Annotated in this window: 21 protein-coding genes; 4 read left to right on the top strand and 17 right to left on the bottom strand. The window is 58.4% G+C overall.

Going from position 1 to position 26,003, the window contains the following annotated elements; genetic code table 11:
* Positions 1-22: 22 nt before the first annotated feature.
* The 16 genes from dnaE to rpsB form a co-directional block, all read right to left on the bottom strand.
* Positions 23-3,544 carry a DNA polymerase III subunit alpha gene (gene dnaE / locus ACRRSD_RS21040; protein WP_038357916.1) on the bottom strand — a complete coding sequence of 1,174 codons (3,522 nt, stop codon included), beginning with the start codon at positions 3,542-3,544 and terminating at the stop codon, positions 23-25.
* Positions 3,545-3,620: 76 nt separating this feature from the next.
* Positions 3,621-4,247 carry a ribonuclease HII gene (rnhB, locus tag ACRRSD_RS21035; RefSeq protein WP_435038530.1) on the bottom strand — a complete coding sequence of 209 codons (627 nt, stop codon included), beginning with the start codon at positions 4,245-4,247 and terminating at the stop codon, positions 3,621-3,623.
* An 11-nt stretch (positions 4,248-4,258) separates the two neighbouring features.
* The gene (lpxB, locus tag ACRRSD_RS21030; protein ID WP_435035126.1) at positions 4,259-5,389 is read right to left on the bottom strand and encodes a lipid-A-disaccharide synthase; all 1,131 of its coding nucleotides are present in this window, start codon (positions 5,387-5,389) and stop codon (positions 4,259-4,261) included.
* A gap of 2 nt (positions 5,390-5,391) precedes the next feature.
* Positions 5,392-6,168: an acyl-ACP--UDP-N-acetylglucosamine O-acyltransferase gene (gene lpxA / locus ACRRSD_RS21025; protein WP_007908847.1), complete on the bottom strand. Its 777-nt coding sequence runs from the start codon at positions 6,166-6,168 to the stop codon at positions 5,392-5,394.
* Positions 6,165-6,605, bottom strand: coding sequence for a 3-hydroxyacyl-ACP dehydratase FabZ (gene fabZ, locus ACRRSD_RS21020; RefSeq protein WP_003222142.1), 441 nt, complete (start codon positions 6,603-6,605; stop codon positions 6,165-6,167). The genes lpxA and fabZ overlap by 4 nt, the downstream gene beginning before the upstream one ends.
* Positions 6,606-6,711: 106 nt before the next feature.
* Positions 6,712-7,767 (bottom strand): UDP-3-O-(3-hydroxymyristoyl)glucosamine N-acyltransferase, encoded by a 1,056-nt coding sequence (gene lpxD, locus ACRRSD_RS21015; protein ID WP_435035124.1) that lies wholly within the window; start codon positions 7,765-7,767, stop codon positions 6,712-6,714.
* A 3-nt stretch (positions 7,768-7,770) separates the two neighbouring features.
* Positions 7,771-8,274 carry an OmpH family outer membrane protein gene (locus ACRRSD_RS21010; RefSeq protein WP_007908849.1) on the bottom strand — a complete coding sequence of 168 codons (504 nt, stop codon included), beginning with the start codon at positions 8,272-8,274 and terminating at the stop codon, positions 7,771-7,773.
* A gap of 45 nt (positions 8,275-8,319) precedes the next feature.
* Positions 8,320-10,695, bottom strand: coding sequence for an outer membrane protein assembly factor BamA (gene bamA / locus ACRRSD_RS21005; protein WP_435035122.1), 2,376 nt, complete (start codon positions 10,693-10,695; stop codon positions 8,320-8,322).
* 74 nt (positions 10,696-10,769) lie between these two features.
* Positions 10,770-12,122, bottom strand: a complete 1,353-nt coding sequence (gene rseP, locus ACRRSD_RS21000; RefSeq protein WP_435035121.1) for a sigma E protease regulator RseP — start codon at positions 12,120-12,122, stop codon at positions 10,770-10,772.
* Positions 12,123-12,176: 54 nt separating this feature from the next.
* A complete protein-coding gene (gene ispC / locus ACRRSD_RS20995; protein WP_435035119.1) occupies positions 12,177-13,367 on the bottom strand; it encodes a 1-deoxy-D-xylulose-5-phosphate reductoisomerase in 1,191 nt (396 codons plus the stop codon).
* The gene (locus ACRRSD_RS20990) at positions 13,364-14,170 is read right to left on the bottom strand and encodes a phosphatidate cytidylyltransferase (RefSeq protein ID WP_435035117.1); all 807 of its coding nucleotides are present in this window, start codon (positions 14,168-14,170) and stop codon (positions 13,364-13,366) included. The genes ispC and ACRRSD_RS20990 overlap by 4 nt, the downstream gene beginning before the upstream one ends.
* Positions 14,170-14,925 (bottom strand): polyprenyl diphosphate synthase, encoded by a 756-nt coding sequence (gene uppS / locus ACRRSD_RS20985; RefSeq protein WP_034156332.1) that lies wholly within the window; start codon positions 14,923-14,925, stop codon positions 14,170-14,172. Before uppS ends, ACRRSD_RS20990 begins: the two co-directional genes overlap by 1 nt.
* A 14-nt stretch (positions 14,926-14,939) precedes the next feature.
* Positions 14,940-15,497, bottom strand: coding sequence for a ribosome recycling factor (gene frr / locus ACRRSD_RS20980; RefSeq protein ID WP_435035115.1), 558 nt, complete (start codon positions 15,495-15,497; stop codon positions 14,940-14,942).
* Positions 15,494-16,237 (bottom strand): UMP kinase, encoded by a 744-nt coding sequence (pyrH, locus tag ACRRSD_RS20975; RefSeq protein ID WP_003222124.1) that lies wholly within the window; start codon positions 16,235-16,237, stop codon positions 15,494-15,496. Before pyrH ends, frr begins: the two co-directional genes overlap by 4 nt.
* Before the next feature lie 208 nt (positions 16,238-16,445).
* On the bottom strand, positions 16,446-17,309 hold the full coding sequence (gene tsf / locus ACRRSD_RS20970) for a translation elongation factor Ts (RefSeq protein WP_435035114.1): 864 nt from the start codon (positions 17,307-17,309) through the stop codon (positions 16,446-16,448).
* A 192-nt stretch (positions 17,310-17,501) separates the two neighbouring features.
* Positions 17,502-18,239, bottom strand: coding sequence for a 30S ribosomal protein S2 (gene rpsB, locus ACRRSD_RS20965; protein ID WP_003222119.1), 738 nt, complete (start codon positions 18,237-18,239; stop codon positions 17,502-17,504).
* Between the two features lie 372 nt (positions 18,240-18,611).
* On the opposite strand from rpsB, the gene map reads away from it, so the two are divergent.
* From map to ACRRSD_RS20945, 4 genes are all read left to right on the top strand, one after another.
* Positions 18,612-19,394 carry a type I methionyl aminopeptidase gene (gene map / locus ACRRSD_RS20960; RefSeq protein ID WP_435035113.1) on the top strand — a complete coding sequence of 261 codons (783 nt, stop codon included), beginning with the start codon at positions 18,612-18,614 and terminating at the stop codon, positions 19,392-19,394.
* 41 nt (positions 19,395-19,435) lie between these two features.
* Complete coding sequence (locus ACRRSD_RS20955) at positions 19,436-22,138, top strand: [protein-PII] uridylyltransferase (RefSeq protein WP_435035111.1); 2,703 nt, start codon at positions 19,436-19,438, stop codon at positions 22,136-22,138.
* Positions 22,139-22,181: 43 nt separating this feature from the next.
* Complete coding sequence (gene dapC, locus ACRRSD_RS20950; protein ID WP_435035110.1) at positions 22,182-23,381, top strand: succinyldiaminopimelate transaminase; 1,200 nt, start codon at positions 22,182-22,184, stop codon at positions 23,379-23,381.
* A 207-nt stretch (positions 23,382-23,588) separates the two neighbouring features.
* Positions 23,589-24,266 (top strand): M12 family metallopeptidase, encoded by a 678-nt coding sequence (locus ACRRSD_RS20945; protein ID WP_435035109.1) that lies wholly within the window; start codon positions 23,589-23,591, stop codon positions 24,264-24,266.
* Between the two features lies 1 nt (position 24,267).
* Here ACRRSD_RS20945 and ACRRSD_RS20940 read toward each other — a convergent pair whose 3' ends face one another.
* Positions 24,268-25,899 (bottom strand): Na+/H+ antiporter, encoded by a 1,632-nt coding sequence (locus ACRRSD_RS20940; protein WP_435035108.1) that lies wholly within the window; start codon positions 25,897-25,899, stop codon positions 24,268-24,270.
* Positions 25,900-26,003 lie beyond the last annotated feature (104 nt).

Raw genomic sequence — 26,003 nt, 5'->3', positions numbered from 1 at the left:
GCGCCATGATGGCACTCGCCGGTCAACGGTATTGGAGGAAGACGTTGTCTCGCCCGAACTGGTCACGCAGAGCCTGAATCAAGGCATCCGCCGGATCAATTCGCCACGTCTCGCCGAACTGCAGCAAGGTCTTCGCATCCGGGCTGGTGTACTCCATGGTGATCGGGCACGCACCGCGATGACGCTTGAGCAAATCACCCAACCAGCGTAGCTGATCGCCTTTCAGGTCCTGGGTTTGCAGCTTCAGGCGCAGGCTCTCGGCCAGATTCGTGCGGGCATCTTCCATGCTCATCACGCGCTTGACTCGCAAGCGCAGACCACCGGAGAAGTCGTCGTTGCTGACTTCACCTTCGACCACCACCATCGCGTCAGTCTGCAACAACGACTGCGCAGAATGGAACGCATCGGCGAACAGCGACGCCTCGATCCGCCCCGAGCGGTCGTCGAGGGTGATGAAACCCATCTTGTCGCCCTTCTTGTTCTTCATCACCCGCAGGGCAATGATCATCCCCGCCACGGTTTGTGTATCCCGGGCCGGTTTCAGGTCGATGATGCGCTGACGGGCGAAACGACGAATTTCGCCTTCGTATTCGTCGATCGGGTGACCGGTCAGGTACAGGCCCAAGGTGTCTTTTTCACCTTTGAGGCGTTCCTTGAGGGTCAGCTCCTTGGCCTTGCGATGGGACGCATAAACGTCGGCGTCTTCCTCGACGAACAACCCGCCAAACAGATCGGCGTGGCCACTGTCGTGAGTACGCGCGGTCTGTTCCGCTGCCTTGATCGCCTCTTCCATCGCCGCCAGCAGCACGGCGCGGTTACGGTCGATGTTGGCTTGATAAGCCTTTTGTTCGTCGTGGAAGTACGGCCCCAGACGATCCAGCGCACCGCTGCGGATCAGGCCGTCCAGCGTACGTTTGTTGATGCGTTTGAGGTCGACACGGGCGCAGAAATCAAAGAGATCCTTGAACGGACCTTCCTGACGCGCCTCGGTGATCGCCTCAACCGGGCCTTCACCGACACCCTTGATCGCGCCGAGGCCGTACACGATGCGGCCGTCGTCGTTCACCGTGAACTTGAACTCCGAAGTGTTCACGTCCGGCGCGTCGAGGCGCAGCTTCATCGTGCGCACTTCCTCGATCAAGGTCACGACCTTGTCGGTGTTGTGCATATCCGCCGAGAGTACCGCGGCCATGAATGGCGCCGGGTAGTGGGCTTTCAGCCATGCAGTCTGGTAAGAGACCAGGCCGTAGGCGGCAGAGTGGGATTTGTTGAAGCCGTAACCGGCGAATTTTTCTACCAGGTCGAAAATGTTACCGGCAAGGTCGGCGTCGATATTGTTGGTCGCACAACCCTCAATGAAACCGCCGCGCTGCTTGGCCATTTCCTCGGGTTTTTTCTTACCCATCGCTCGACGGAGCATGTCCGCACCGCCGAGGGTGTAGCCGGCCATGACCTGAGCGATCTGCATCACCTGTTCCTGATACAGGATGATGCCGTAAGTCGGCGCCAGAACAGGCTTCAAACCTTCGTACTGATAATCCGAGTGCGGATACGCCAGTTCGGCGCGACCGTGCTTACGGTTGATGAAGTCATCCACCATGCCGGACTGCAGCGGGCCCGGACGGAACAGGGCCACCAGTGCGATCAAGTCTTCCAGGCAGTCGGGCTTGAGCTTTTTGATCAGCTCTTTCATGCCGCGCGATTCAAGCTGGAACACCGCGGTGGTTTCAGCTTTCTGCAACAATGAGTACGTCGGTTTGTCGTCCAGCGGGATAAATGCGATATCCAGCGGCGGCTCGTTGACCTTGGCGCGGTCGCGGTTGATGGTTTTCAGCGCCCAGTCGATGATCGTCAGAGTCCGCAGACCAAGGAAGTCGAACTTCACCAGGCCGGCCGCCTCAACGTCGTCCTTGTCGAACTGGGTAACCAGACCGTCGCCGGCCTCGTCGCAATAGATCGGCGAGAAGTCAGTCAGCTTGGTCGGCGCAATAACCACACCACCGGCGTGTTTACCGACGTTACGCACGACGCCTTCGAGCTTGCGCGCCATCTCCCAGATTTCTGCGGCTTCTTCATCGACCTTGATGAAGTCACGCAGGATTTCTTCCTGCTCGTAGGCTTTTTCCAGGGTCATGCCGACTTCGAACGGAATCATCTTCGACAGACGATCCGCCAGGCCGTAGGACTTGCCCTGCACCCGCGCCACGTCGCGCACCACAGCCTTGGCGGCCATGGAACCGAAGGTGATGATCTGGCTTACCGCGTTGCGGCCGTACTTCTCGGCCACATAATCGATCACGCGGTCACGCCCGTCCATGCAGAAGTCGACGTCGAAGTCGGGCATCGAGACCCGTTCCGGGTTAAGGAAACGTTCGAACAGCAGGTCGTATTCCAGCGGATCAAGGTCGGTGATCTTCTGTACATAAGCCACCAACGAACCGGCACCCGACCCACGGCCCGGACCTACCGGCACGCCGTTGTTCTTGGCCCACTGGATAAAGTCCATAACGATCAGGAAGTAACCGGGGAAACCCATCTGGATAATGATATCCAGCTCGAAATTCAGCCGGTCGACGTAGACCTGACGCTTGGCTTCGTAGTCTTCGGTGGTGTCCTTGGGCAGCAGCACCGACAAGCGTTCTTCGAGACCGTCGAAGGAGACTTTGCGGAAATATTCGTCGATGGTCATGCCATCGGGAATCGGGAAGTTGGGCAAAAAGTGCGTGCCCAGCTTCACTTCGATGTTGCAGCGTTTGGCGATCTCGACGGTGTTTTCAATCGCGTCAGGAATATCGCTGAACAGCTCGATCATTTCCTCGGCGCTTTTCAGGTATTGCTGATCGCTGTAATTTTTCGAACGTCGCGGATCGTCGAGGGCGCGGCCCTCACCGATGCACACGCGGGTTTCGTGGGCGGCGAAGTCTTCCTGCTTGATGAAACGCACATCGTTGGTCGCCACCAACGGCGCGCCCAGTTTGTCGGCGAGGGCGACGGCGCCGTGCAATTGTTCTTCGTCGTTGGGACGGTTGGTGCGCTGGATTTCCAGATAGAAACGATCCGGGAATACCGCCATCCATTCTCGCGCCAGCGCTTCGGCCTCGGCCGGGTTGCCACCGATCATGGCCATGCCGATCTCGCCTTCTTTGGCGGCGGACAGCATGATCAGGCCTTCATTGGCTTCAGCAACCCACTCACGCTCGACGATGATCATGCCGTTGCGCTGGCCTTCGATGAAGCCGCGCGAGATCAACTCGGTGAGGTTGCGATAGCCCTTGGCGTTCATCACCAACAGGCTGAGCCGGCTCAGCGGTGCGTCCGGGTCCTTGTTCGACAGCCACAGGTCGGCGCCGCAGATCGGCTTGATGCCCGCGCCCATGGTGTTTTTGTAGAATTTGACCAAGGAACACATGTTGTTCTGGTCGGTGACCGCGACCGCCGGCATGTTCATGGCCGTCAGTGCCTTGACCAATGGCTTGATCCGCACCAGCCCATCGACCAGGGAGTATTCAGTGTGCAGGCGTAGATGAACGAATGAAGCCGGCATAGTGATCCTGTCCAGTTACATAGAGACAACAAGGCCCGGATTGTACCGGGCCTCGAACAAAACATCAGCCTTGCGACTAAACCTGCGTCAGACCTTCCAGCGCTTCATAAGCCTGACGCACCGGGGCGAACGAGCGCCGGTGAATCGGCGTCGGGCCAAGGCGCACCAACGCTTCCAGATGAACGGGCGTCGGGTAGCCTTTATGGCCGCCGATGCCGTAACCCGGGTAGATCAATTCGAATGCAGCCATCTCACGGTCGCGACTGACCTTGGCCAGAATCGATGCGGCGGCGATGGCTGGAACCTTGCCGTCGCCCTGCACCACCGCTTCAGCACGCATCGGCAGTTGCGGGCAGCGATTGCCGTCGATCATTGCCAGTTTCGGCTGGATGTGCAGGCCGGCGACTGCGCGCTGCATGGCCAGCATGGTCGCGTGCAAAATATTCAGCTCGTCGATTTCTTCGACTTCGGCGCGGGCGATGCACCAGCTCAGGGATTTCTCGATGATTTCGTCGTAGAGCTTTTCGCGCTTGGCTTCGGTGAGCTTCTTCGAATCGTTGAGGCCGAGAATCGGACGATCCGGATCGAGAATCACCGCCGCCGTCACCACCGCACCGCACAATGGGCCACGACCGACTTCATCGACACCGGCAACCAGTTCTTCAACTTCGGCGACCAGGGTGAAATCCAGGCCCATCTGCATGTTTGTCTTGCTCATCGTGTTTGACCGATCAGGTTGAGGACGGCATCCGCCGCCTGATTGGAGGCGTCCAGGCGCAGTGTGCGATGGATCTCGTCGAAACCGCGCGTCTGTTCCTCGCCACCTTCGATCAATGGCGACAGGGTCTGCGCCAGCGCTTCGACCGTCGCATCGTCCTGCAACAACTCCGGGACCAGCAGACGCTGGGCCAGCAGATTCGGCAAGGACACGTACGGACTCTTGACCATGCGTTTGAGAATCCAGAACGTCAGCGGTGCCAAGCGGTAGGCCACCACCATCGGCCGCTTGTACAACAGCGCTTCAAGGGTGGCGGTGCCCGAGGCGATCAACACGGCGTTACACGCGGCCAGAGCCAGATGGGATTTGCCATCGAGCAAGGTCACCGGCAGATCGCGGCCGGCGAGCAGCTCTTCAAGTTGCGCGCGGCGCTCCGGGTTGGCGCACGGGATGACAAAGCGCAAACCCGGGCGCAACGCACGCAGGCGTTCAGCGGTATCGAGGAACAACGCCCCCAATCGGGACACTTCGCCGCCACGGCTGCCGGGCATCAACGCCACCAGCGGGCCGTCGGGCAAGCCCAGTTCGGCACGGGCCGCAGCACGGTCGGCTTCCAGCGGAATGGTATCGGCCAGGGTGTGACCGACGAACCGCACTGGCACGCCTTTCTCTTCGTAGAATCTGGCCTCGAACGGCAGCAGCGTCAGCATCAGGTCGCAGCCTTCGCGGATCTTCAGCACACGCTTCTGCCGCCACGCCCACACCGACGGGCTGACGTAATGCACGGTTTTGATCCCGGCCTGACGCAGCTTGAGTTCGATATTGAGGTTGAAGTCCGGCGCATCGATACCGATGAACACGTCCGGCTTCTCGGCGATCAGCGTGGCGATCAGGTCTTTGCGGCGCTTGAGCAATTCGCGCAGCCGGCCGAGGACTTCCACAAGACCCATGACCGACAAGCGCTCCATGGGAAAGTAGGAGGTCAGGCCTTCGGCCTGCATCAACGGGCCGCCGACGCCGATGAACTCGACCGCCGGATGCTGCACCTTGAGGGCGCGCATAAGGCCGGCACCGAGAATGTCACCGGAAGCTTCACCTGCCACCAGCGCAATACGCAGATTGGCCATGATCAGCGAGTGATGCCGCGAGTCGACGACTGAATGGAGTCGCGGAATATCGCCACTTCCGGGAACTGCGCCGCAGGTTCGGCCAGCTCAGCCAGTGCCTGTTCGACCGTGAGGCCCTGGCGGTAGACGGTTTTGTACGCGCGACGCAGGGTGTGAATCGCGTCCTCGCTGAAACCGCGACGGCGCATGCCTTCGAAGTTCATGCTGCGCGCTTCGGCAGGGTTGCCGAACACGGTGACGAACGCCGGAACGTCCTTGCCGATGGCGGTGCCCATGCCGGAAAAGCTGTGGGCGCCGATATGGCAATACTGATGAACCAGGGTGAACCCGGAGAGGATCGCCCAGTCATCCACGTGCACATGGCCGGCCAACGCGGTGTTGTTGACCAGAATGCAGTGGTTGCCGATAACGCTGTCATGCCCGATGTGCGCATAGGCCATGATCAGGTTGTGATCGCCCAGCGTGGTTTCCGAGCGGTCCTGCACGGTGCCACGGTGAATCGTCACGCCTTCGCGGATGACGTTGTGGTCACCGATCACCAGACGGGTTTCTTCACCCTTGTACTTCAGATCAGGCGTGTCTTCGCCTACCGAGGAAAACTGGTAGATGCGATTGTGCTTGCCGATGCGGGTCGGGCCTTTGAGGATTACATGCGGCCCGATCACGGTACCCTCGCCGATTTCCACACCTGCGCCGATGATCGACCACGGGCCGACCTCGACGCCATCAGCCAGAACGGCTGACGGATCGATGATTGCGCGAGGGTCAATCAAACTCATAGCTTGCGTTCCGCACAGATGATTTCAGCGGAGCAGACTGGCTTGCCGTCGACCGAAGCCTGGCATTCGAACTTCCAGATCTGACGCTTGCAGCTGATGAACTTGGCTTCAAGGATCAACTGATCGCCCGGCAACACCGGCTGGCGGAAACGCAGCTTGTCGGAACCGACGAAGTAATACAGGGTGCCGTCGGCCGGTTTGACGTCGAGCATTTTGAAACCGAGGATCCCGGCAGCCTGAGCCATCGCTTCGATGATCAGCACGCCCGGCATGATTGGATGCGCCGGGAAGTGACCATTGAAGAACGGTTCATTGATGCTGACATTCTTGTAGGCGCGAATGCGCTTGCCTTCAGTGTCCAGTTCCACCACCCGGTCCACCAGCAGGAACGGGTAACGGTGAGGCAGGTATTCGCGAATCTCGTTGATGTCCATCATTTCGGGGGGAAGCCTATGTAAAGATTGGGAGCGCGACTGACGCGCACTCCTCTAGCAAATCAAGGAGGCAGTCTAGAGGCTGTGCACACTTGATATGGAAATGGTATCAGCCATCAGATGAAGCATTGCCGTCAGGGGTCACTTCCCCTACGCGCTTTTCCAGCTGTTTCAAACGTCGCGCGATGTCATCGAGCTGACGGATGCGGGCCGCGCTTTTGCGCCATTCGGCCGCCGGTTGCATGGCTGTACCGGAAGAATAGGCACCCGGCTCGGTAATCGAGTGGGTCACCATGGTCATCCCGGTCAGGAAAACGTTGTCGCAAATATCAATGTGGCCGACCAGACCGACACCACCGGCGAGCATGCAATGCTTGCCGATCTTAGTGCTGCCGGAGATCCCGACGCACGCCGCCATGGCGGTGTGATCACCGACCTGAACGTTGTGGGCGATCTGGATCTGGTTGTCGAGCTTCACGCCATTGCCGATCACGGTATCGGCCAGAGCGCCGCGGTCGATGGCGGTGTTGACGCCAATCTCGACATCGTCGCCGATGGTCACGCCACCGATCTGGGCGATTTTCTGCCAGATGCCTTTTTCGTTGGCGAAGCCGAAGCCTTCACCCCCGAGCACGGCACCGGACTGAATCACCACGCGCTTGCCGATGCGCACGTCGTGATACAGCGTCACGCGCGGGGCAAGCCAGCCGCCTTCACCGATTTCGCTGCGGGCACCGACGACACAATGCGCACCCAGTGTCACTTGTGCACCAACGCGTGCGCCGGCCTCGATCACTACAAAAGGGCCGATGCTGGCGGTTGGATCAACCACCGCGTCCGCCGCAATGAACGCTGAAGGATGGATACCCGCAGTGGCTTTTGGCTTGGGATCGAACAGATGCGAGATTCGCGCGTAAGCCAGATAAGGATCAGGCACGACCAACGCATTACCGTCAAAACCTTCGGCGTCAGCTTCTTTGAGCAACAGCGCAGCGGCCTGCGAACCTGCCAGGTATTTGCGATATTGAGGGTTTGCCAGAAAGCTCAACTGAGCTGGGCCAGCCTCTTGCAAAGTGGCTAGCCCAGTAATTTGCTTCTCCGGGTCGCCACGCAGGGTGGCGCCGAGGAACTCGGCCAACTGGCCGAGCTTGATATTCACGGTCATGGGTTACTTCAGCTGATTCATGCGCTCGATAACCTGGCGCGTGATGTCGTACTGAGGTTTGACATCGATCACTGCGCCACGCTCGAACACCAGGTCAAAACCACCTTTCTTGATGACTTCTTCCACTGCGCTATCCAGTTTCGGCTTCAGTTGCTTGAGCATTTCGCGGTCGGCAACAGCTTTGGCTTCGTTCAGTTCTTTGGACTGGAACTGGAAGTCACGGGCCTTTTGCTTGAATTCCAGCTCGAGACGCTCGCGCTCACCTTGCTGCATTTTGTCGCCACCGGCCATCAGACGATCCTGAATACCCTTGGCACTGCTTTCCAGTGTTTTCAGCTTGGTCAGTTGCGGGCCGAATTTTTTCTCGGCATCCACCGCGTACTTCTTGGCAGCGTCGGATTCCAGCAAGGCCATCTGATAGTTCAGAACGGCAATTTTCATGTCGGCAAATGCCGGGCCTGCCACCATCAAGGAGGCCAGGAGAACCAATTGAGTCAACTTACGCACGATGCACTCCTACAAAATCCATTGTCGTTATCTTGGGTCAGACGCTTAGAACGTCTGGCCGAGGGAGAATTGGAACACTTGAGTTTCAGCCTCATCCGGCTTCTTGATCGGCATGGCCAACGCGAAGCTCAGAGGACCCAGTGCGGTGACCCAGGTCACACCCACACCAACGGAACTGGCCATGTTGCTCAGGCTGATGTCGTTGCACTTGGTGTTCGACGTCGAGCCGTTCGCATTGGTAGTGTCCTTGCACTGCGAGTCAAATACGTTACCCACATCCCAGAATACCGAAGTACGCAGGGAACGCTGATCCTTGACGAATGGCAGCGGGAACAGAACCTCTACACCACCCTGGATCAGGACGTTACCACCGAACGGCAGTGGATCCTGGTCCGGATCAGCCAGGGTACCCGGGTTGTTACCACGACTCGGCGTACTGCGCGGGCCAAGCGTACTGTCCTTGAAGCCACGAACCGAGTTGAAACCACCAGCATAGTAGTTTTCATAGAACGGCAAGCCGTCGGTTCCACCGTAGCCGTCGCCATAACCCAGCTCGGTGTGCAGACGCAGGGTGTAGTTTTCGCTGATCGGCTGGAACAATTGACCACGGTAATCGAGTTTGTAGAACGACAGATCGCTACCTGGAATGGTCGATTCCAGTGTCAGGCTCTGCGAACGACCACGGGTCGGCAGTACGCCTTTGTTCAGGGTCGATTCGGACCAGCCGGCCGAAGCCTTGAAGTTCAGGTACTTGTCGCCTTCCTTGTTAACGAAGTCGAAAATCTCGTCAACGGTGTAGGTACCGGTCTTGATCTCGTCCTGTTGAACCGACAGACCAAACGTCAGACGCGAAGTCTCGCTGATCGGGTAGCCAACGTTCACGCCGGCACCCAGGCTGTCTACCGCATAGCTTGCTACGTCGACGTCGAGGTCTTTGTAGTCAGTGGTGCGATAGAACGCGTTGTAACCCAGGCTCACGCCATCGGCGGTCCAGTACGGGTCAACGTAGCCGAAGTTGTAGCGGCTCTGGTATTCGCTGCGAGTCAGGCCGATGCTGACGCGGTTACCGGTACCGAGGAAGTTGTTCTGGGTGATCGAACCACCGAGGATCAAACCGGCGCTCTGGGCGAAACCGACACTGGCGGTAATCGAACCGGAAGCCTGTTCTTCAACGGCGTAGTTCACGTCAACCTGATCGTCGACACCCGGGACAGCCGGAGTTTCAACGTTCACTTCTTTAAAGAAGCCCAGACGTTCAAGACGGGTCTTGGACTGGTCGATCAGGTAAGTCGAAGCCCAGCCGCCTTCCATCTGACGCATTTCACGACGCAGCACTTCGTCTTCGGACTTGGTGTTGCCACGGAAGTTGATGCGGTTGACGTAGGCACGCTTGCCCGGATCAACAGCGAACAGGATATCGACGGTGTGATCTTCATCGTGCGGCTGAGGTACGCCGTTGACGTTGGCGAAGGTGTAACCCTCGTTACCCAGACGACGGGTGATCAGCTCGGACGTGGTGGTCATCAGCTTGCGCGAGAACACCTGCCCCTTCTGTACCAGCAGCAGGGACTTGACCTGATCTTCAGGGACTTTCAGATCACCGCTGAGCTTGACATCACGAACGGTGTATTTCTCGCCTTCGGTGACGTTGACAGTGATGTAGACGTGCTTCTTGTCCGGGGTGATCGACACCTGAGTCGAAGCGATATCCATATTGATATAGCCACGATCCAGGTAGTAGGAACGCAGACGCTCCAGGTCACCGGACAGTTTTTCACGGGCGTACTTGTCATCGTTCTTGAAGAACGACAGCCAGTTGGTGGTCTTCAGTTCGAACAGGTCGGTCAGGTCTTCCTCAGGGAAAACCGTGTTGCCCACCACGTTGATGTGCTGAATCGCCGCAACGGTACCTTCGTTGATCTTCACTTTCAGGCCGACGCGGTTACGCGGTTGCGATACCACTTCGGTATCGACCGTAGCCGAGTAACGACCTTGCGCGACGTACTGACGCTGCAGCTCATTACGCACACCTTCAAGGGTGGCGCGCTGGAAGATCTCGCCTTCGGCCAGACCGGATTGCTTGAGACCTTTCATCAGGTCTTCAGTCGAAATCGCCTTGTTGCCTTCGATTTCGATACTGGCGACCGACGGACGCTCGACGACCGTGATGACCAGAACGTTGCCTTCGCGGCCCAGCTGGATATCTTGAAAGAAACCGGTTTTGAACAACGCACGAGTGGATTCCACCAGGCGACGATCATCCGCCTGCTCACCGACGTTCAACGGCAAGGCACCAAAGACGCTACCCGCGGAGACCCGCTGGAGGCCATTGACGCGAATATCAGAGATAGTGAAGGACTCGGCGTGAACTTCGGCGATCATCAATACGGTGAGAACCGCAGTTAGCAGCAGACGTTTCATGAAGTCCTTTCTTATTCCAACTGGCAATAAACAAACTGCCGCAAAATGCGGCAGATTCGCAATTCAGCGAAGCGTTACAGTCGACCCAGATCGTTGACCAGAGCAAGCAACATCACCCCGACCACCAAACTGATACCGATCTGTATCCCCCAACCTTGCACCCGATCCGACAAGGGACGCCCACGCGCCCACTCGATCAGATAAAACAACAAATGCCCCCCATCCAGTACAGGAATGGGCAGCAAATTCAGAACCCCCAGGCTAATACTCAGATAAGCAAGGAAATTCAGGAAATCAGCAACGCCCGACTGGGCAGAAGCGCCCGCCACTTTAGCAATGGTTATCGGTCCACTCAAGTTTTTTACCGAGAGCTCGCCGAACAGCATTTTCTTCAGTGAGTCGAGTGTCAGAATGCTCATGGTCCAAGTGCGACGGGCGCCCTCGCCAATCGCGGCCAACGGCCCATAACTGACCTCGCGGATCATCTCCGGCGGCCAGTCGACAGCTTTCACACCCGCGCCCAGATATCCGCTTGGCGATTTGCTTTCACCGCGCGCTGCCAAAGTCACAGGGACGTCGATTTGAGCACTGTCGCGCTCGATGCGCAGCATGATTTTGGTATCAGGACGCGTACGAACGGTATCGACCACCTGCTGCCAGTCATTCAACGCCTGACCGTCGAGCGCCAACAGGCGATCACCGGTCTTCAGGCCGGCGGCCTGGGCCGGACCTTTCGGATCAAGCTCGGCCAACACCGGCGGCAGAGCCGGGCGCCAAGGACGAATACCCAGAGAGCGGATCGGGTCAGGCTCATCAGCGCCTTTGAGCCAGTTGTCCAGCTTCAGCTCACGCGGCGAGTCCGTTGTCGAACCCTGCTCACGCACCAGCAATTGCAGCGAGCCACTTTCACCAAGGCGTCGCACCAATTGCAGATTGACGGCAGCCCAACCGGTAGTCGGCTCACCATCGACAGCAACAATTTCCTCACCGGCACTCAGCCCGGCGCCGGCAGCAATACTGCCGGATTCAACCGCACCGATGACTGGACGAACCTGCTCGCTGCCAAGCATCGCCAACACCCAGAAGAACACCAGCGCCAAGAGAAAATTGGCAATAGGGCCGGCCGCAACAATAGCGATACGCTGACGCACGGATTTGCGGTTGAACGACTGATCAAGCTGATCGACCGGAACTTCGCCCTCACGCTCGTCGAGCATTTTGACGTAGCCACCCAGGGGAATCGCGGCAACAACAAACTCGGTACCTTGCTTGTCGTGCCAGCGCAACAACGGCATGCCAAAGCCTACGGAGAAACGTAGAACCTTGACGCCACAGCGACGCGCGACCCAAAAGTGGCCGAATTCGTGAAAGGTGACCAGCACACCCAAGGCGATCAGGGTGCCGGCAATCATATAGAGCGCGCTCATCTACTTTCTCCGCAAACCTGTTCAGTGCCGCGTGTAGCCATTGTGTTGCAAATTCTAACGATCGTGACGCTTCAACCACTGCCCGGCCAGAACTCGCGCCTTGGCATCTGCCGTAAACACGGCTTCGAGATCTCCCAGTGCAACGACCGGCTCGAGGCTCAAGACCTCCTCGATGATACTCGCGATTTCCAGGTAGCGGACCCGTCCGTCGAGAAACGCTGCCACCGCCACTTCGTTGGCCGCATTAAGCATCGCCGGAGCACTGTCGCCCACTTCGGCAGCTTGCCGTGCCAGACGCAGGCAAGGGAAGCGCTGTTCATCCGGCGCCTCGAAGTCCAGCCGCGCGATGGCGAACAGATCCAGCGGTGCGACGCCGGAATCAATGCGCTCCGGCCAGGCCAGGGCGTTGGCGATCGGCGTACGCATGTCGGGATTGCCCAACTGCGCCAGTACCGAGCCGTCGACATAATCGACCAGCGAGTGAATCACGCTTTGCGGGTGAATCACTACTTCGACTTGCGACGGCTTTGCATCAAACAACCAACAGGCCTCGATCAACTCAAGACCCTTGTTCATCATGCTGGCCGAATCGACCGAAATCTTGCGCCCCATGGACCAGTTCGGGTGCGCACACGCCTGCTCAGGTGAAACATGCGCCAGTTCACTCATCGGCGTCTGTCGGAACGGACCACCAGAGGCTGTGAGTAAAATCCGACGGACACCGACCGAGCTCAATCCACGGGCAAAATCCTGCGGCATGCACTGGAAAATCGCGTTGTGTTCGCTGTCGATCGGCAGCAGCACCGAACCGCTCTTGCGCACTGCCTGCATGAACAAGGCGCCGGACATCACCAGCGCCTCTTTATTGGCGAGGAGAATCTTCTTGCCGGCTTCGACGGCGGCCAGGGTCGGGCGCAGACCAGCCGCACCAACGATCGCCGCCATCACCGCATCGACTTCCGGAGCAGCAGCGACCTGACACAGGCCCTCCTCCCCCACCAATACACGGGTCGGCAAACCGGCGGCGCGCAAATCATCCTGCAGGCCGCGCGCAGCAGCGGCCTCTGGCACCACGGCAAATTGCGGCACGTGACGCACGCACAAGGCGAAAAGCTCACTCAGTCGCGTGAAACCACTTAACGCGAACACCTGATAACGCTCTGGATGACGCGCAATAACATCCAGCGTACTCAGGCCGATCGAGCCCGTCGCGCCCAGTACGGTAATCTGTTGAGGGCGACTCACGGCGCAGCCATCCACAGCAGCACGGCAAACACCGGGATTGCCGCAGTCAGACTGTCGATGCGATCAAGCACGCCGCCATGACCGGGCAGCAGATTACTGCTGTCCTTGATGCCGGACTGACGCTTGAACATGCTTTCGGTCAGGTCGCCAACAACCGAGATAAAGACGATCAGCGCAGCGCCGATCAAGCCCTTAAGCAGCTCGGCGACAGTCCAGTCACGCACCAGACCGACAATCGCAGTAATCAACAGACTCAGCGCCAAACCACCGTAGACGCCTTCCCAGCTCTTGCCCGGACTGACTTGCGGGGCCAGCTTGCGCTTGCCGAATTTGCGACCAGAGAAGTAGGCACCGATATCGGCCCCCCAGACCAGCACCATCACGGCCATGATCAGCCAGTTACCCAGCGGGTACTGCTTGATCTGCACCAGACCTTGCCAGGCCGGCAGCAGAATCAGCAGGCCGATGACCAGTTTGGTTGCCGCACTGGACCAATGCACGCTGGAGCGCGGATAGGTCAGCACCAGCCAGGTCGCCGCCGCCCACCACAATACAGACGCCCCCAGCACCCATGGGGCAAGACCGGGCAAGATGTACATGATGAACAACAGGAACGCGACCACGGCGGCAAAACCCACGCGGAATGCTTGCCCGGTGAAGCCAGCCAGACGCGCCCATTCCCAGGCACCCAAAGTCACGACCAGACCGATGAACAAGGCAAAACCGGAGCCTTCCAGCAGGAAAAACCCGCACAAGGCGATCGGCAGCAGGATCAGTGCAGTGATGATTCGTTGTTTAAGCATTAAACCCGGGCTCCAGCTTCGACCTGTTCGCTCGTTTTACCGAAACGACGCTGGCGCGAAGCGAAATCGGCCAGCGCATTGCGCATGGCATCGTGTTTGAAGTCCGGCCAGAACAGGTCGGAGAAGTACAACTCGGCGTAAGCCAGTTGCCACAGCAGGAAGTTGCTGATGCGATGTTCGCCACCGGTACGAATGCAAAGGTCTGGCAACGGTAGATCGCCGGTCGCCAGACAGGTTTGCAGCAGATCCGGGGTGATGTCTTCCGGACGCAGGTGCCCGGCCTGAACTTCACGCGCCAGACGCTGTGCAGCTTGCGCAATATCCCACTGACCACCGTAATTGGCGGCGATCTGCAGAATGAAGCGGTTGGAGCCGGCGGTCATGGCCTCGGCTTCGCGCATCGCAGCCTGAAGCTCAGGGTGGAAGCGCGAACGATCGCCAATGATGCGCAGGCTGATGTTGTTGTCGTTAAGGCGCTTGGCCTCACGACGCAATGCCTTGAAGAACAGATCCATCAAGGCACTGACCTCATCGGCCGGGCGCTGCCAGTTCTCACTGGAGAACGCGAACAGGGTGAGCACTTCGACCTTGGCCTCGGCGCACACCTCAATTACGGCACGCACAGCATCCACGCCCGCTTTATGCCCGGCGACACCCGGCATAAAGCGCTTTTTCGCCCAGCGATTGTTGCCATCCATGATGATCGCGACATGGCGCGGCACCGCGGACGGCGCAGTCTGCTTGGTCTTGTCCATTAAAAGCTCGAACCTTATACGGCCATCAGATCCGCTTCTTTTTGCTTGGTAGCCGTGTCGATATCAGCTTCAGCCTTGTCGGTGATTTTCTGAATATCGGCAGCAGCACGACGCTCTTCGTCTTCGCTGATTTCTTTGTCCTTGACCAGTTTCTTCAGCTCACCCAAGGCGTCACGACGAATGTTGCGCACGGCAACACGAGCGTCTTCGGCGGCACTGCGCGCCTGCTTGGTGAAGCCCTTGCGGGTTTCTTCAGTCAGGGCAGGCATGGAAATCAGTAGCAATTCGCCCAGGTTGGTCGGATTGAGGTTCAGGCCGGCGCTCTGGATTGCCTTGTCGACCGCCGCGAGCATGTTGCGCTCGAACGCAACGACTTGCAGGGTGCGCGAATCTTTTACAGTGATGTTGGCCACTTGGGTGATGGAAGTGTCTGCGCCGTAGTACGGCACCATCACGCTACCCAGAATGCTTGGGTGAGCCTTGCCGGTACGAATCTGACCAAAAGCGTGAGTCAGAGAGTCCAGGGATTTCTGCATGCGCTCTTGAGCGTCTTTCTTGATTTCGTTGATCATTGTTGACCTTCCTCGATCAGGGTGCCTTCAGCGCCGCCATGGACGATGTTCAGCAGGGCACCGGGCTTGTTCATGTTGAATACGCGCAACGGCATCTTGTGGTCGCGGCACAGGCAGATAGCGGTCAGATCCATCACGCCCAACTTGCGATCCAGTACTTCATCATAAGTCAGATGATCGAACTTCTCGGCATGCGGGTCTTTGAACGGGTCAGCGGTGTAGACGCCATCGACCTTGGTCGCTTTGAGCACGACGTCGGCATCGATTTCGATTGCGCGCAGGCAGGCTGCCGAATCCGTGGTGAAGAACGGGTTGCCGGTACCGGCAGCGAAGATCACGACGTCTTTGGAGTTCAGGTGACGCATGGCTTTGCGGCGATCGTAGTGATCGGTCACACCCACCATGGAAATGGCCGACATCACGATGGCCGAGATATTGGCACGTTCCAGCGCATCGCGCATGGCCAGGGCGTTCATCACAGTGGCCAGCATGCCCATGTGGTCGCCTGTGACCCGATCCATACCGGCTTTGCTCAAGGCTTCGCCGCGGAACAGGTTGCCACCGCCGATCACCAGACCGACCTGTACGCCGATACCGACCAGCTGGCCGACTTCCAGCGCCATGCGATCCAGCACTTTTGGATCGATCCCGAACTCTTCCGAGCCCATCAGGGCCTCGCCGCTAAGCTTGAGTAGAATGCGTTTATAGCGAGCCTGATAACCACTGCCCTGCTGAGCCATTGCGAATCTCTCCTGCGGCGTATTTAAAATTCTTTGCGAGCTGTTTACAGCTGGCGTTCACTCTAGCTTGGCGCTGCTTCAGCGCCATCGGAACATGGCTTTGTAAGTCAGTTCCAAGTGGAAACCAATAAAAATTGGCAACCCCATCTGAAAAGAGGCTGCGCGCGTAAGCGGGCAGCCTCTTTCGGGCGACAGTTGAAAAACCGTCTTATTGCTTGGCGGCAGCCAGCTGGGCAGCAACTTCTTCAGCGAAGTTGTCGACTGGCTTCTCGATGCCTTCGCCTACTTTGAAGTAAGTGAAGGAAACGATTTCTGCGCCGGCTTTCTTGGCCAGCTCGCCAACCTTGACTTCAGGGTTCTTGACGAACGCCTGCTCAACCAGGCTTGCTTCTGCCAGGAACTTGCTGATACGGCCCTTGACCATGTTCTCAACAATGTTTTCTGGCTTGCCTTTGATCTTCTCTTCGTTCAGCTGCAGGAACACAGCTTTTTCACGCTCGATCGCTTCATCCGAAACTTGCGAAGGCAGCAGGAACTCAGGGTTGCTTGCAGCTACGTGCATCGCGATGTCTTTGGCCAGCTCGACGTCACCGCCTTTCAGGACAACAGCAACACCGATCTTGTTACCGTGCAGGTAGGTGCCGACAACGTCACCCTCTACGCGGACCAGACGACGGATGTTGACGTTTTCACCAACTTTGGCAACCAGAGCTTCACGAGCCGATTCCTGAGCGGCGATCAGCGGAGCTGCATCGGTCAGGTTCTCGTCGAAGGCTTTTTCTACGCTGGCAGCAACGAAGTTCTTGAAGTCATCTTGCAGGGCCAGGAAGTCGGTCTGCGAGTTGACTTCCAGCAGCACGGCTGCCTTGTCGTTCGATTTGATGGCGATTGCGCCTTCAGCGGCAACGTTGCCAGCCTTCTTCGCAGCCTTGATCGCGCCCGAAGCACGCATGTCATCAATGGCTTTTTCGATGTCGCCGTCAGCCTTTTCCAGGGCTTTCTTGCAGTCCATCATGCCTTCGCCGGTACGCTCGCGCAGTTCTTTAACCAACGCTGCAGTAATTGCTGCCATTTTCAAATTCCTCTTGGATAGGTTTTCAACCATTCCACCCGATCGAACGGGCGTTCAATTCGTCCCGAGCCCCACCTTGTAGCCGCTGCACGTTACAGATGCTGTAGCTGCGCTGCCGACAAATGGTTTTCGAGGTGGCAAAAAGGGGGCCAAGCCCCCTTTTTGCTTACTGAGTCAACGCCAGGGCGTTAATTACTCAGCTGCAGCCTGAGTTTCTTCAGCTGCGAATTCTACAGTGCCGCCAGCAACATTGTTGCGACCACGGATCACTGCGTCAGCCATCGAACCCATGTACAGCTGGATAGCGCGGATTGCGTCATCGTTGCCTGGGATGATGTAGTCAACGCCTTCCGGGCTGCTGTTGGTGTCGACAACGCCGATTACCGGGATGCCCAGCTTGTTGGCTTCGGTGATCGCGATGCGCTCGTGGTCAACGTCGATCACGAACAGTGCGTCTGGCAGACCGCCCATGTCCTTGATGCCGCCCAGCGAACGATCCAGCTTTTCCAGGTCACGGGAGCGCATCAGCGCTTCTTTCTTGGTCAGCTTGGCGAAAGTACCGTCTTCGGCTTGAACCTCAAGGTCACGCAGACGCTTGATGGAAGCACGAATGGTTTTGAAGTTGGTCAGCATGCCGCCCAACCAGCGGTGATCGACGTACGGCGAACCGCAACGTGCTGCTTCTTCAGCAACGATCTTGCCAGCGGAACGCTTGGTGCCGACGAACAGAATCTTGTTTTTGCCCTGGGCCAGACGCTCTACGAAAGTCAGAGCTTCGTTGAACATTGGCAGGGTTTTTTCAAGGTTGATAATGTGAATCTTGTTACGCGCGCCGAAAATGTACTTACCCATTTTCGGATTCCAGTAACGGGTTTGGTGACCGAAGTGCACACCGGCCTTCAGCATATCGCGCATATTGACTTGGGACATGATAGTTCCTTAATAAGTCGGGTTTGGCCTCCACGTATCCCAATGACCAACCAGTGGCATAAAGCCAAAAGCACCCAGGTCATCGTGTCGACACGTGTGTGGATTTAAGCTTTTCGGGGTATCCCCGGAAAGCGGCGCATTTTATACCACAGGGTGCGCAGAAACGGAACCGGGAATCTGTATTCGCACCAAGGACATGGGCGCAGCCCCCTTGGAATCGGCTCCGAACGCACCATTGTATAGAGAGAAGCGATGTACGCGGGCGCTGAATTGCGCCGTGCGTCTGTTAGAATCGCGTTTTTCAGGGTCGCCAATCGACACTCGCCACCCTATTCGTATCAGCAAGCGCCGCCGAGCGCAGAGAGAGCCTGTATGACCGTCAACCTCAAAACTCCCGAGGACATCGCTGGCATGCGCGTCGCCGGCAAACTGGCCGCCGATGTGCTGGAAATGATTGCCGCACATGTCAAACCGGGCGTCACCACCGATGAACTGAACCAGATCTGCCACGACTACATCGTCAATGTGCAGCAAGCCATCCCTGCCCCGCTCAATTACAAGGGCTACCCGAAGTCGATCTGCACCTCGATCAACCACGTGGTCTGCCATGGTATTCCGAATGACAAGCCGCTGAAAAACGGCGACACCCTGAACATTGACGTGACCGTGATCAAGGACGGTTACCACGGCGACACCAGCCGCATGTTCCACGTCGGCGAAGTACCGGTCTGGGCCGAGCGTCTGTCGCAGATCACCCAGGAATGCATGTACAAGGCGATCGAGATCGTCAAACCCGGCTGCCGCCTCGGCGACATCGGTGAAGTGATCCAGAAGCACGCCGAGAAGAACGGCTTCTCGGTGGTTCGCGAGTTCTGCGGCCATGGCATCGGCAAGGTTTTCCATGAAGAACCGCAGATCCTGCACTACGGCCGCGCGGGCACCGGCATGGAACTGAAGGCCGGCATGACCTTCACCATCGAGCCGATGATCAACCAGGGCAAGGCCGACACCAAAGTACTGGGCGACGGCTGGACCGCGATCACCAAGGACCGCAAGCTCTCGGCGCAGTGGGAACACACCCTGCTGGTCACTGACACCGGTTACGAGATCTTCACCCTGCGCGCCGATGACACCATCCCGCGCGTCTCGGCCTGATCCACACAACGCTCCCAGCCTTTTAGAAGGAAAGCCAATCGATGCCGCAGGTGGATCCCGAACTCTTCGACCGCGGCCAGTTCCAGGCTGAACTGGCCCTGAAAGCGAGTCCTATCGCGGCGTTCAAGAAGGCGATCCGCCAGGCTCGCGAGGTGCTCGACACACGTTTTCGCCAGGGTCGCGACATTCGCCGCCTGATCGAAGACCGTGCCTGGTTCGTCGACAACATCCTGCAAAAGGCCTGGGAGCAGTTCAACTGGAGTGAAGACGCCGACATCGCGCTGGTCGCGGTCGGCGGCTACGGCCGCGGTGAGCTGCACCCTTATTCCGATATCGATCTGTTGATCCTGCTGGACAGCGCCGATCACGAAGTTTTTCGCGATTCCATCGAGCGTTTTCTCACGCTGTTGTGGGACATCGGCCTGGAAGTCGGTCAGAGCGTGCGCTCGGTCGATGAATGCGCCGAAGAGGCGCGCGCCGACCTGACCGTGGTCACCAACCTGATGGAAAGCCGCACCATCTGCGGCCCCGAGCGTCTGCGTCAACGCATGCTCGACGTCACCAGCACCGCACACATGTGGCCGGCCAAGGAGTTCTTCCTCGCCAAGCGTGCCGAACAGAAGGCTCGCCACCACAAATACAACGACACCGAATACAACCTGGAACCCAACGTCAAAGGCTCGCCCGGCGGACTGCGGGATATTCAGACGATTCTCTGGGTTGCGCGTCGCCAATACGGCACCCTGAACCTGCGCGCCCTCGCTGGCGAAGGTTTCCTGGTCGAGAGTGAAAACGCCCTGCTCGCCTCCTCTCAGGAGTTTCTCTGGAAGGTTCGCTACGCCCTGCACATGCTCGCCGGCCGCTCCGAAGACCGCTTGCTGTTCGACCACCAGCGCACCATCGCCGGGCTACTGGGTTTTGAAGGCGACGACGCCAAACAGGCCGTCGAAAACTTCATGCAACAGTATTTCCGCGTGGTAATGAGCATTGCTCAGCTCAGCGACCTGATCATCCAGCACTTCGAGGAGGTCATCCTCGCCCCGGAAGACGAAGCGCCGCCACAGCCGATCAACTCGCGCTTCCAGCTCCACGACGGCTATATCGAAGCACGCAACGACAACGTGTTCCGCCGCACGCCATTCGCCATGCTCGAGATCTTCGTGTTGATGGCCCAGCAACCGGAAATCAAAGGTGTGCGTGCCGACACCATTCGCCTGCTGCGCGAGAACCGTCACCTGATCGACGACAACTTCCGCAATGACATTCGCAATACCAGCCTGTTCATCGAGTTGTTCAAGTGCAAGATCGGCATCCACCGCAACCTGCGCCGGATGAACCGTTACGGCATTCTCGGGCGCTATCTGCCGGAGTTCGGCTTCATCGTCGGGCAAATGCAGCACGATCTGTTCCACATCTATACGGTCGATGCGCACACGCTGAACCTGATCAAGCACCTGCGCAAATTGCAGTACACCCAGGTCTCGGAGAAATTCCCGCTGGCCGCCAAGCTCATGGCCAAACTGCCCAAGCCCGAACTGATCTACATGGCCGGTCTGTACCACGATATCGGCAAGGGCCGGCATGGCGATCACTCGGAAATCGGCGCGGTGGATGCCGAGGCGTTCTGCCAGCGCCATCAGTTGCCACTGTGGGACAGCCGTCTGATTGTCTGGCTGGTGCAAAACCATCTGGTGATGTCGACTACCGCGCAGCGCAAGGACTTGTCCGACCCGCAGGTGATCCACGACTTTGCCTTGGCTGTCGGCGATGAAACCCGCCTCGATTATCTCTACGTACTGACGGTGGCCGATATCAACGCGACCAACCCGACGCTGTGGAATTCGTGGCGCGCCAGCCTGCTGCGTCAGCTCTACACCGAGACCAAACGCGCGCTGCGTCGCGGCCTGGAAAACCCGGTAGATCGCGAAGAACAGATCCGCCAGACCCAAAGCGCCGCACTGGATATTCTGGTGCGTGGCGGCACCGACCCCGACGATGTCGAGCAGTTGTGGGCGCAATTGGGCGATGACTATTTCCTGCGCCACACCGCTGGCGACGTAGCCTGGCACAGCGATGCGATCCTGCAGCAACCGGTCGATGGCGGGCCGCTGGTGCTGATCAAGGAAACCACCCAGCGCGAGTTCGAGGGCGGCACGCAGATCTTCATTTATGCACCGGACCAGCATGACTTCTTCGCCGTGACCGTGGCCGCGATGGATCAGCTCAACCTGAACATTCACGACGCTCGGGTCATCACCTCGAGCAGCCAGTTCACCCTCGACACCTACATCGTGCTCGACAACGAAGGCGAGTCGATCGGCGACAACCCGGCACGGGTCAAACAGATCCGCGAAGGCCTGACCGAAGCCCTGCGCAATCCGGACGACTACCCGACGATCATCCAGCGCCGCGTGCCACGCCAGCTCAAGCATTTCGCCTTCGCGCCGCAGGTCACCATTCACAACGATGCCCAGCGTCCGGTGACCGTACTGGAATTGACCGCGCCCGATCGCCCGGGACTGCTGGCGCGGATCGGCGGGATTTTCCTCGAGTTCGACCTGTCGCTGCAGAACGCCAAGATTGCGACCCTGGGCGAGCGCGTGGAAGACGTGTTCTTCATCACCGATGCGCACAACCAACCGTTATCCGACCCGTTACTGTGCAGCCGTTTGCAGGATGCGATCGTTGAGCAACTGAGCGTCAATCAGGAACCCGATATCAAATTGTCGCGCCTCAGTATTTGATGGCGCCCTGGATTCAAATGGCTTTGCGAGAGACCCAGCCCCAATGAACAACGCTCTGAACCAGCTCCAGCCGTACCCGTTCGAAAAGCTTCGCGCCCTGCTCGGCAGCGTAACGCCGAACCCGGACAAACGCCCGATCGCCCTGTCGATCGGCGAGCCGAAACACCGCTCGCCAAGCTTCGTCGCCGAAGCCCTGGCGAACAGTCTGGATCAGATGGCCGTGTACCCGACCACCCTCGGCATTCCGGCGCTGCGTGAAGCCATTGGCGGCTGGTGCGAACGTCGCTTCGGCGTGCCAAACGGCTGGATCGATCCGGCGCGCAACGTGCTGCCGGTCAATGGCACCCGCGAAGCACTGTTCGCGTTCACCCAGACTGTGGTCAATCGTGGCGACGACGCGTTGGTGGTCAGCCCGAACCCGTTCTACCAGATCTACGAAGGCGCGGCGTTCCTCGCCGGGGCCAAGCCGCATTACCTGCCGTGCCTCGACGAAAACGGCTTCAATCCGGATTTCGATGCCGTTTCGCCAGACATCTGGAAACGCTGCCAGATCCTGTTCCTCTGCTCGCCGGGCAATCCGACTGGCGCGCTGATCCCGGTCGACACCCTGAAAAAGCTGATCGCCCTGGCCGACGAGTACGATTTCGTGATCGCCGCCGACGAGTGCTACAGCGAGCTGTACTTCGATGAGCAAACGCCGCCGCCGGGCCTGCTGACTGCCTGTGTCGAATTGGGCCGCAAGGATTTCAAGCGTTGCGTGGTGTTCCACAGCCTGTCCAAGCGCTCCAACCTGCCGGGCCTGCGCTCGGGTTTTGTCGCCGGCGATGCCGACATCCTCAAAGGCTTCCTGCTTTATCGCACCTACCACGGCTGCGCAATGCCGGTACAAACGCAACTGGCCAGCGTGGCGGCGTGGAATGACGAAGTGCATGTACGCGCCAACCGTGCGTTGTATCGCGAGAAATTCGATGCAGTACTGGAAATCCTCAGCGCGGTGATGGACGTGCAGCGTCCGGATGGCAGCTTCTATCTGTGGCCAAGCGTGCAAGGTGACGACGCCGCGTTCTGCCGCGATCTGTTCGAGCAAGAGCACGTAACCGTGGTGCCGGGTTCTTACCTGTCCCGTGACGTCGATGGCGTCAATCCGGGCGCTGGCCGTGTGCGTATGGCATTGGTCGCGCCGCTGGCCGAATGTGTCGAAGCCGCCGAACGGATTCGCGCCTTTATTACGCGCCAGAAATAAGCAATATTGACCCGCGCCAGGCAATCTGGCGCGCGGTTTAACCACCGCGATACATATCCAAACAATTACCGACTTCCTCCCTCGCCCTTGCAAAGATAGTCTTCAGGCGCACAGTCACTGCAACTAGCAGTCGTTACGCATTGGCTTCAAGAAACAACTTGCGAACACCACCTAAAACAAACCAGGTAATCAATATGGATATTGATCATGCGCCATTACCCCTTCGTCAAAATACGCAGAAGCAGCTTCGCCTCCGGACCACGCCGCAAGCGTTCAATCGCCTGTTCCAACCGATTATGGGACAACGCCAGCACGGTAACTTTTTCATTCGTTGAGGATATATCTGATGAACTGAAATACCGGGTCGAACGGGTAATACGCCAATGGGAGCCCTTTGTCAGCCTGACATTTGAACTGGTCGAACATGGCCAGATCCGCATCGCCCTGAACGGCAGTGAAAACTACTCGGCAATCGGCATCGAAGCATTGGAATTCGATTCCGATGAACCTACGCTGGTCATTGAGACGCCGGCCGGGGATCCGCTGTTTGAAGCCACGCTACTGCATGAGTTCGGCCATGCTCTCGGATTTCATCATGCCCACCTGCATCCCGACGCCAATATTCCCTGGGATATAGAGGCCGTCTACAAGTACTACCGGGAAACAGCGGGCTGGAACGATGATGAAATCGAGCTGAATATTTTCAGCCTCGATAGCAGCAACAGTATTTACCAGGGGGAATACGACAGACTTTCCATCATGCATTACCCGGTACCGAACTTCATGACCTTGGGCAATTTCGAGATAGCGTTCAACCGGAAAATCAGTGAGCGGGACAAACACCTGGCCAGGCAAAGTTATCCCGCCATTGATTATCGGGTATAGGTTATTTGACCTGCCCCAAGTTGGCCTCACTCAAATCAAGATCGGCCAACACCTCTCTGAGGACGTCATCACCTATCTGGTGATGGCGACTGAGGCTGTAGAGTTCCAGGCGTTGCGCCCTTAGCGCCTTCAAGCGCAGACGACGCTCGAGCAGATCCATCTGGAACGCCAAGGCCTGAGCTTCGGCGGAATCGTTGAAGACATCGAGTTGATGGCGATATTCGGACATGATCCGCGCCTTCAACTCGGCCGACAAAGCAGCCTGAGCAGCATCCTGCGGAGTGGTTTCCTCTATCTCGAGCGCATGAATCGCCGCTTCCGCAGTTTTACGCCACGCATCGCGCACTTCCTGGCGCCGTTTGTCATCCGGACTTTTTTCGATGCCGCGCAACAGCAGAGGCAGCGCGATACACGCCGAAACCAGCGACAGCAGAATCACCCCGGCGGCGATGAAAATCAGCAGATCACGCTCGGGAAAAGCATCGGCCCCCATCAACATCGGCACTGACATCACACCGGCCAGCGTCACTGCACCACGCACACCGCCAACGGTCAGCAACCAGCAGGAGCGCGCGGTCGGTACTTGCGTCAGCTCGCCCTTGCCGCGCAAACGTCGCAGCAGTACCGACAAACGCCAGATGCTCTGTACCCAGATAAACCGCAGCAACACCAGCGCGAGGAAAATCGCCACGACATCGAGGCAGCGATAGAACAACGTCGGCCACAGCGTCGGTTCATGGCTGACCACGGCTTTGATAATGTCCGGCAATTGCAGGCCGAGCAGGAGGAAGATCAAGCCGTTGAAGGCGAACTCCAGCAGCGACCAGACGCTGCGATTGAGCAAGCGGGTGCTGGTCTGCCGAGGCAACAGATCGAGCCAGCTCTGCATCATCCCCGCCGCCACGGCCGAGAGAATGCCCGAGACGCCAAGACGTTCGGCCAATACATAAGCGGCGAACGGCAACAGCAACATGAACACAACGTGCGTCGCGGGATCGTCCCAACCACGAGCGATCATCCACGCCCGCAAACGCCCGACCAGCCAGCTCAATGCCACGCCGACCGCCAGCCCACCTAGCGCCACCACGACAAAGGTGAGGCTGGCGCTGGTGAGCGAGAACACCCCCGTGATAGCCGCCACCAGGGCGAACTTGAATGTCACCAGCCCGGAGGCATCGTTCATCAGCGCCTCGCCCTGCAAGATATGCATCAGCGGGGTCGGCAAACGGTTTTGCGAAATGGCCGACACCGCCACGGCGTCGGTGGGCGACAAGACCGCCGCCAAAGCAAACGCCACCGGCAACGGAATTGAAGGCAACAACCAGTGAATGAAGTACCCAGCGCCAACCACGGTGAACAGCACCAGGCCCACGGCCAGGGTCAGGATCGGCCCGCGCAAGTGCCAGAACTCGCGCTTGGGCATGCGCCAGCCGTCGGAGAACAACAATGGCGGCAGAAACAGAAACAGGAACAATTCGGGATCGAGCGCCACATGCAGACCGAGGGTCGGCCAGGCGAGCAAGGCGCCAGCGGCGATTTGCACCAGAGGGAGCGGCAGCGGGATGACCCGTCCAACCAGCCGCGAGACGCTGACCAGCATCAGCAGGATCAGGACGGTGTAAGCGGTTTGCATAAAGCGGAAATCTCAGACAATCGACAGCGTTGAACTGCCATATTAGCTGCTTAGGATGAATCTGACCGTTGCACCTATGTCGCACTGCTGAAACGCAGCCCCCT

It is taken from the genome of Pseudomonas neuropathica, from assembly GCF_051174785.1.
Classification (GTDB): Bacteria; Pseudomonadota; Gammaproteobacteria; order Pseudomonadales; family Pseudomonadaceae; genus Aquipseudomonas; species Aquipseudomonas neuropathica_A.
Note: the sequence above shows the minus strand (reverse complement) of the source record. Positions and strands in the feature narration are given on the sequence as shown.

Excerpts from the sequence above, each read along its gene's own strand:
- dnaE (WP_038357916.1), bottom strand. The coding sequence starts at position 3,544 with ATGCCGGCTTCATTCGTTCATCTACGCCTGCACACTGAATACTCCCTG.
- rnhB (WP_435038530.1), bottom strand. The coding sequence starts at position 4,247 with ATGCAGATGGGCCTGGATTTCACCCTGGTCGCCGAAGTTGAAGAACTG.
- lpxB (WP_435035126.1), bottom strand. The coding sequence starts at position 5,389 with ATGGCCAATCTGCGTATTGCGCTGGTGGCAGGTGAAGCTTCCGGTGAC.
- lpxA (WP_007908847.1), bottom strand. The coding sequence starts at position 6,168 with ATGAGTTTGATTGACCCTCGCGCAATCATCGATCCGTCAGCCGTTCTG.
- fabZ (WP_003222142.1), bottom strand. The coding sequence starts at position 6,605 with ATGATGGACATCAACGAGATTCGCGAATACCTGCCTCACCGTTACCCG.
- lpxD (WP_435035124.1), bottom strand. The coding sequence starts at position 7,767 with ATGACCGTGAATATCAAGCTCGGCCAGTTGGCCGAGTTCCTCGGCGCC.
- bamA (WP_435035122.1), bottom strand. The coding sequence starts at position 10,695 with ATGAAACGTCTGCTGCTAACTGCGGTTCTCACCGTATTGATGATCGCC.
- rseP (WP_435035121.1), bottom strand. The coding sequence starts at position 12,122 with ATGAGCGCGCTCTATATGATTGCCGGCACCCTGATCGCCTTGGGTGTG.
- ACRRSD_RS20990 (WP_435035117.1), bottom strand. The coding sequence starts at position 14,170 with ATGCTTAAACAACGAATCATCACTGCACTGATCCTGCTGCCGATCGCC.
- uppS (WP_034156332.1), bottom strand. The coding sequence starts at position 14,925 with ATGGACAAGACCAAGCAGACTGCGCCGTCCGCGGTGCCGCGCCATGTC.
- frr (WP_435035115.1), bottom strand. The coding sequence starts at position 15,497 with ATGATCAACGAAATCAAGAAAGACGCTCAAGAGCGCATGCAGAAATCC.
- pyrH (WP_003222124.1), bottom strand. The coding sequence starts at position 16,237 with ATGGCTCAGCAGGGCAGTGGTTATCAGGCTCGCTATAAACGCATTCTA.
- tsf (WP_435035114.1), bottom strand. The coding sequence starts at position 17,309 with ATGGCAGCAATTACTGCAGCGTTGGTTAAAGAACTGCGCGAGCGTACC.
- rpsB (WP_003222119.1), bottom strand. The coding sequence starts at position 18,239 with ATGTCCCAAGTCAATATGCGCGATATGCTGAAGGCCGGTGTGCACTTC.
- map (WP_435035113.1), top strand. The coding sequence starts at position 18,612 with ATGACCGTCAACCTCAAAACTCCCGAGGACATCGCTGGCATGCGCGTC.
- ACRRSD_RS20955 (WP_435035111.1), top strand. The coding sequence starts at position 19,436 with ATGCCGCAGGTGGATCCCGAACTCTTCGACCGCGGCCAGTTCCAGGCT.
- dapC (WP_435035110.1), top strand. The coding sequence starts at position 22,182 with ATGAACAACGCTCTGAACCAGCTCCAGCCGTACCCGTTCGAAAAGCTT.
- ACRRSD_RS20945 (WP_435035109.1), top strand. The coding sequence starts at position 23,589 with ATGCGCCATTACCCCTTCGTCAAAATACGCAGAAGCAGCTTCGCCTCC.
- ACRRSD_RS20940 (WP_435035108.1), bottom strand. The coding sequence starts at position 25,899 with ATGCAAACCGCTTACACCGTCCTGATCCTGCTGATGCTGGTCAGCGTC.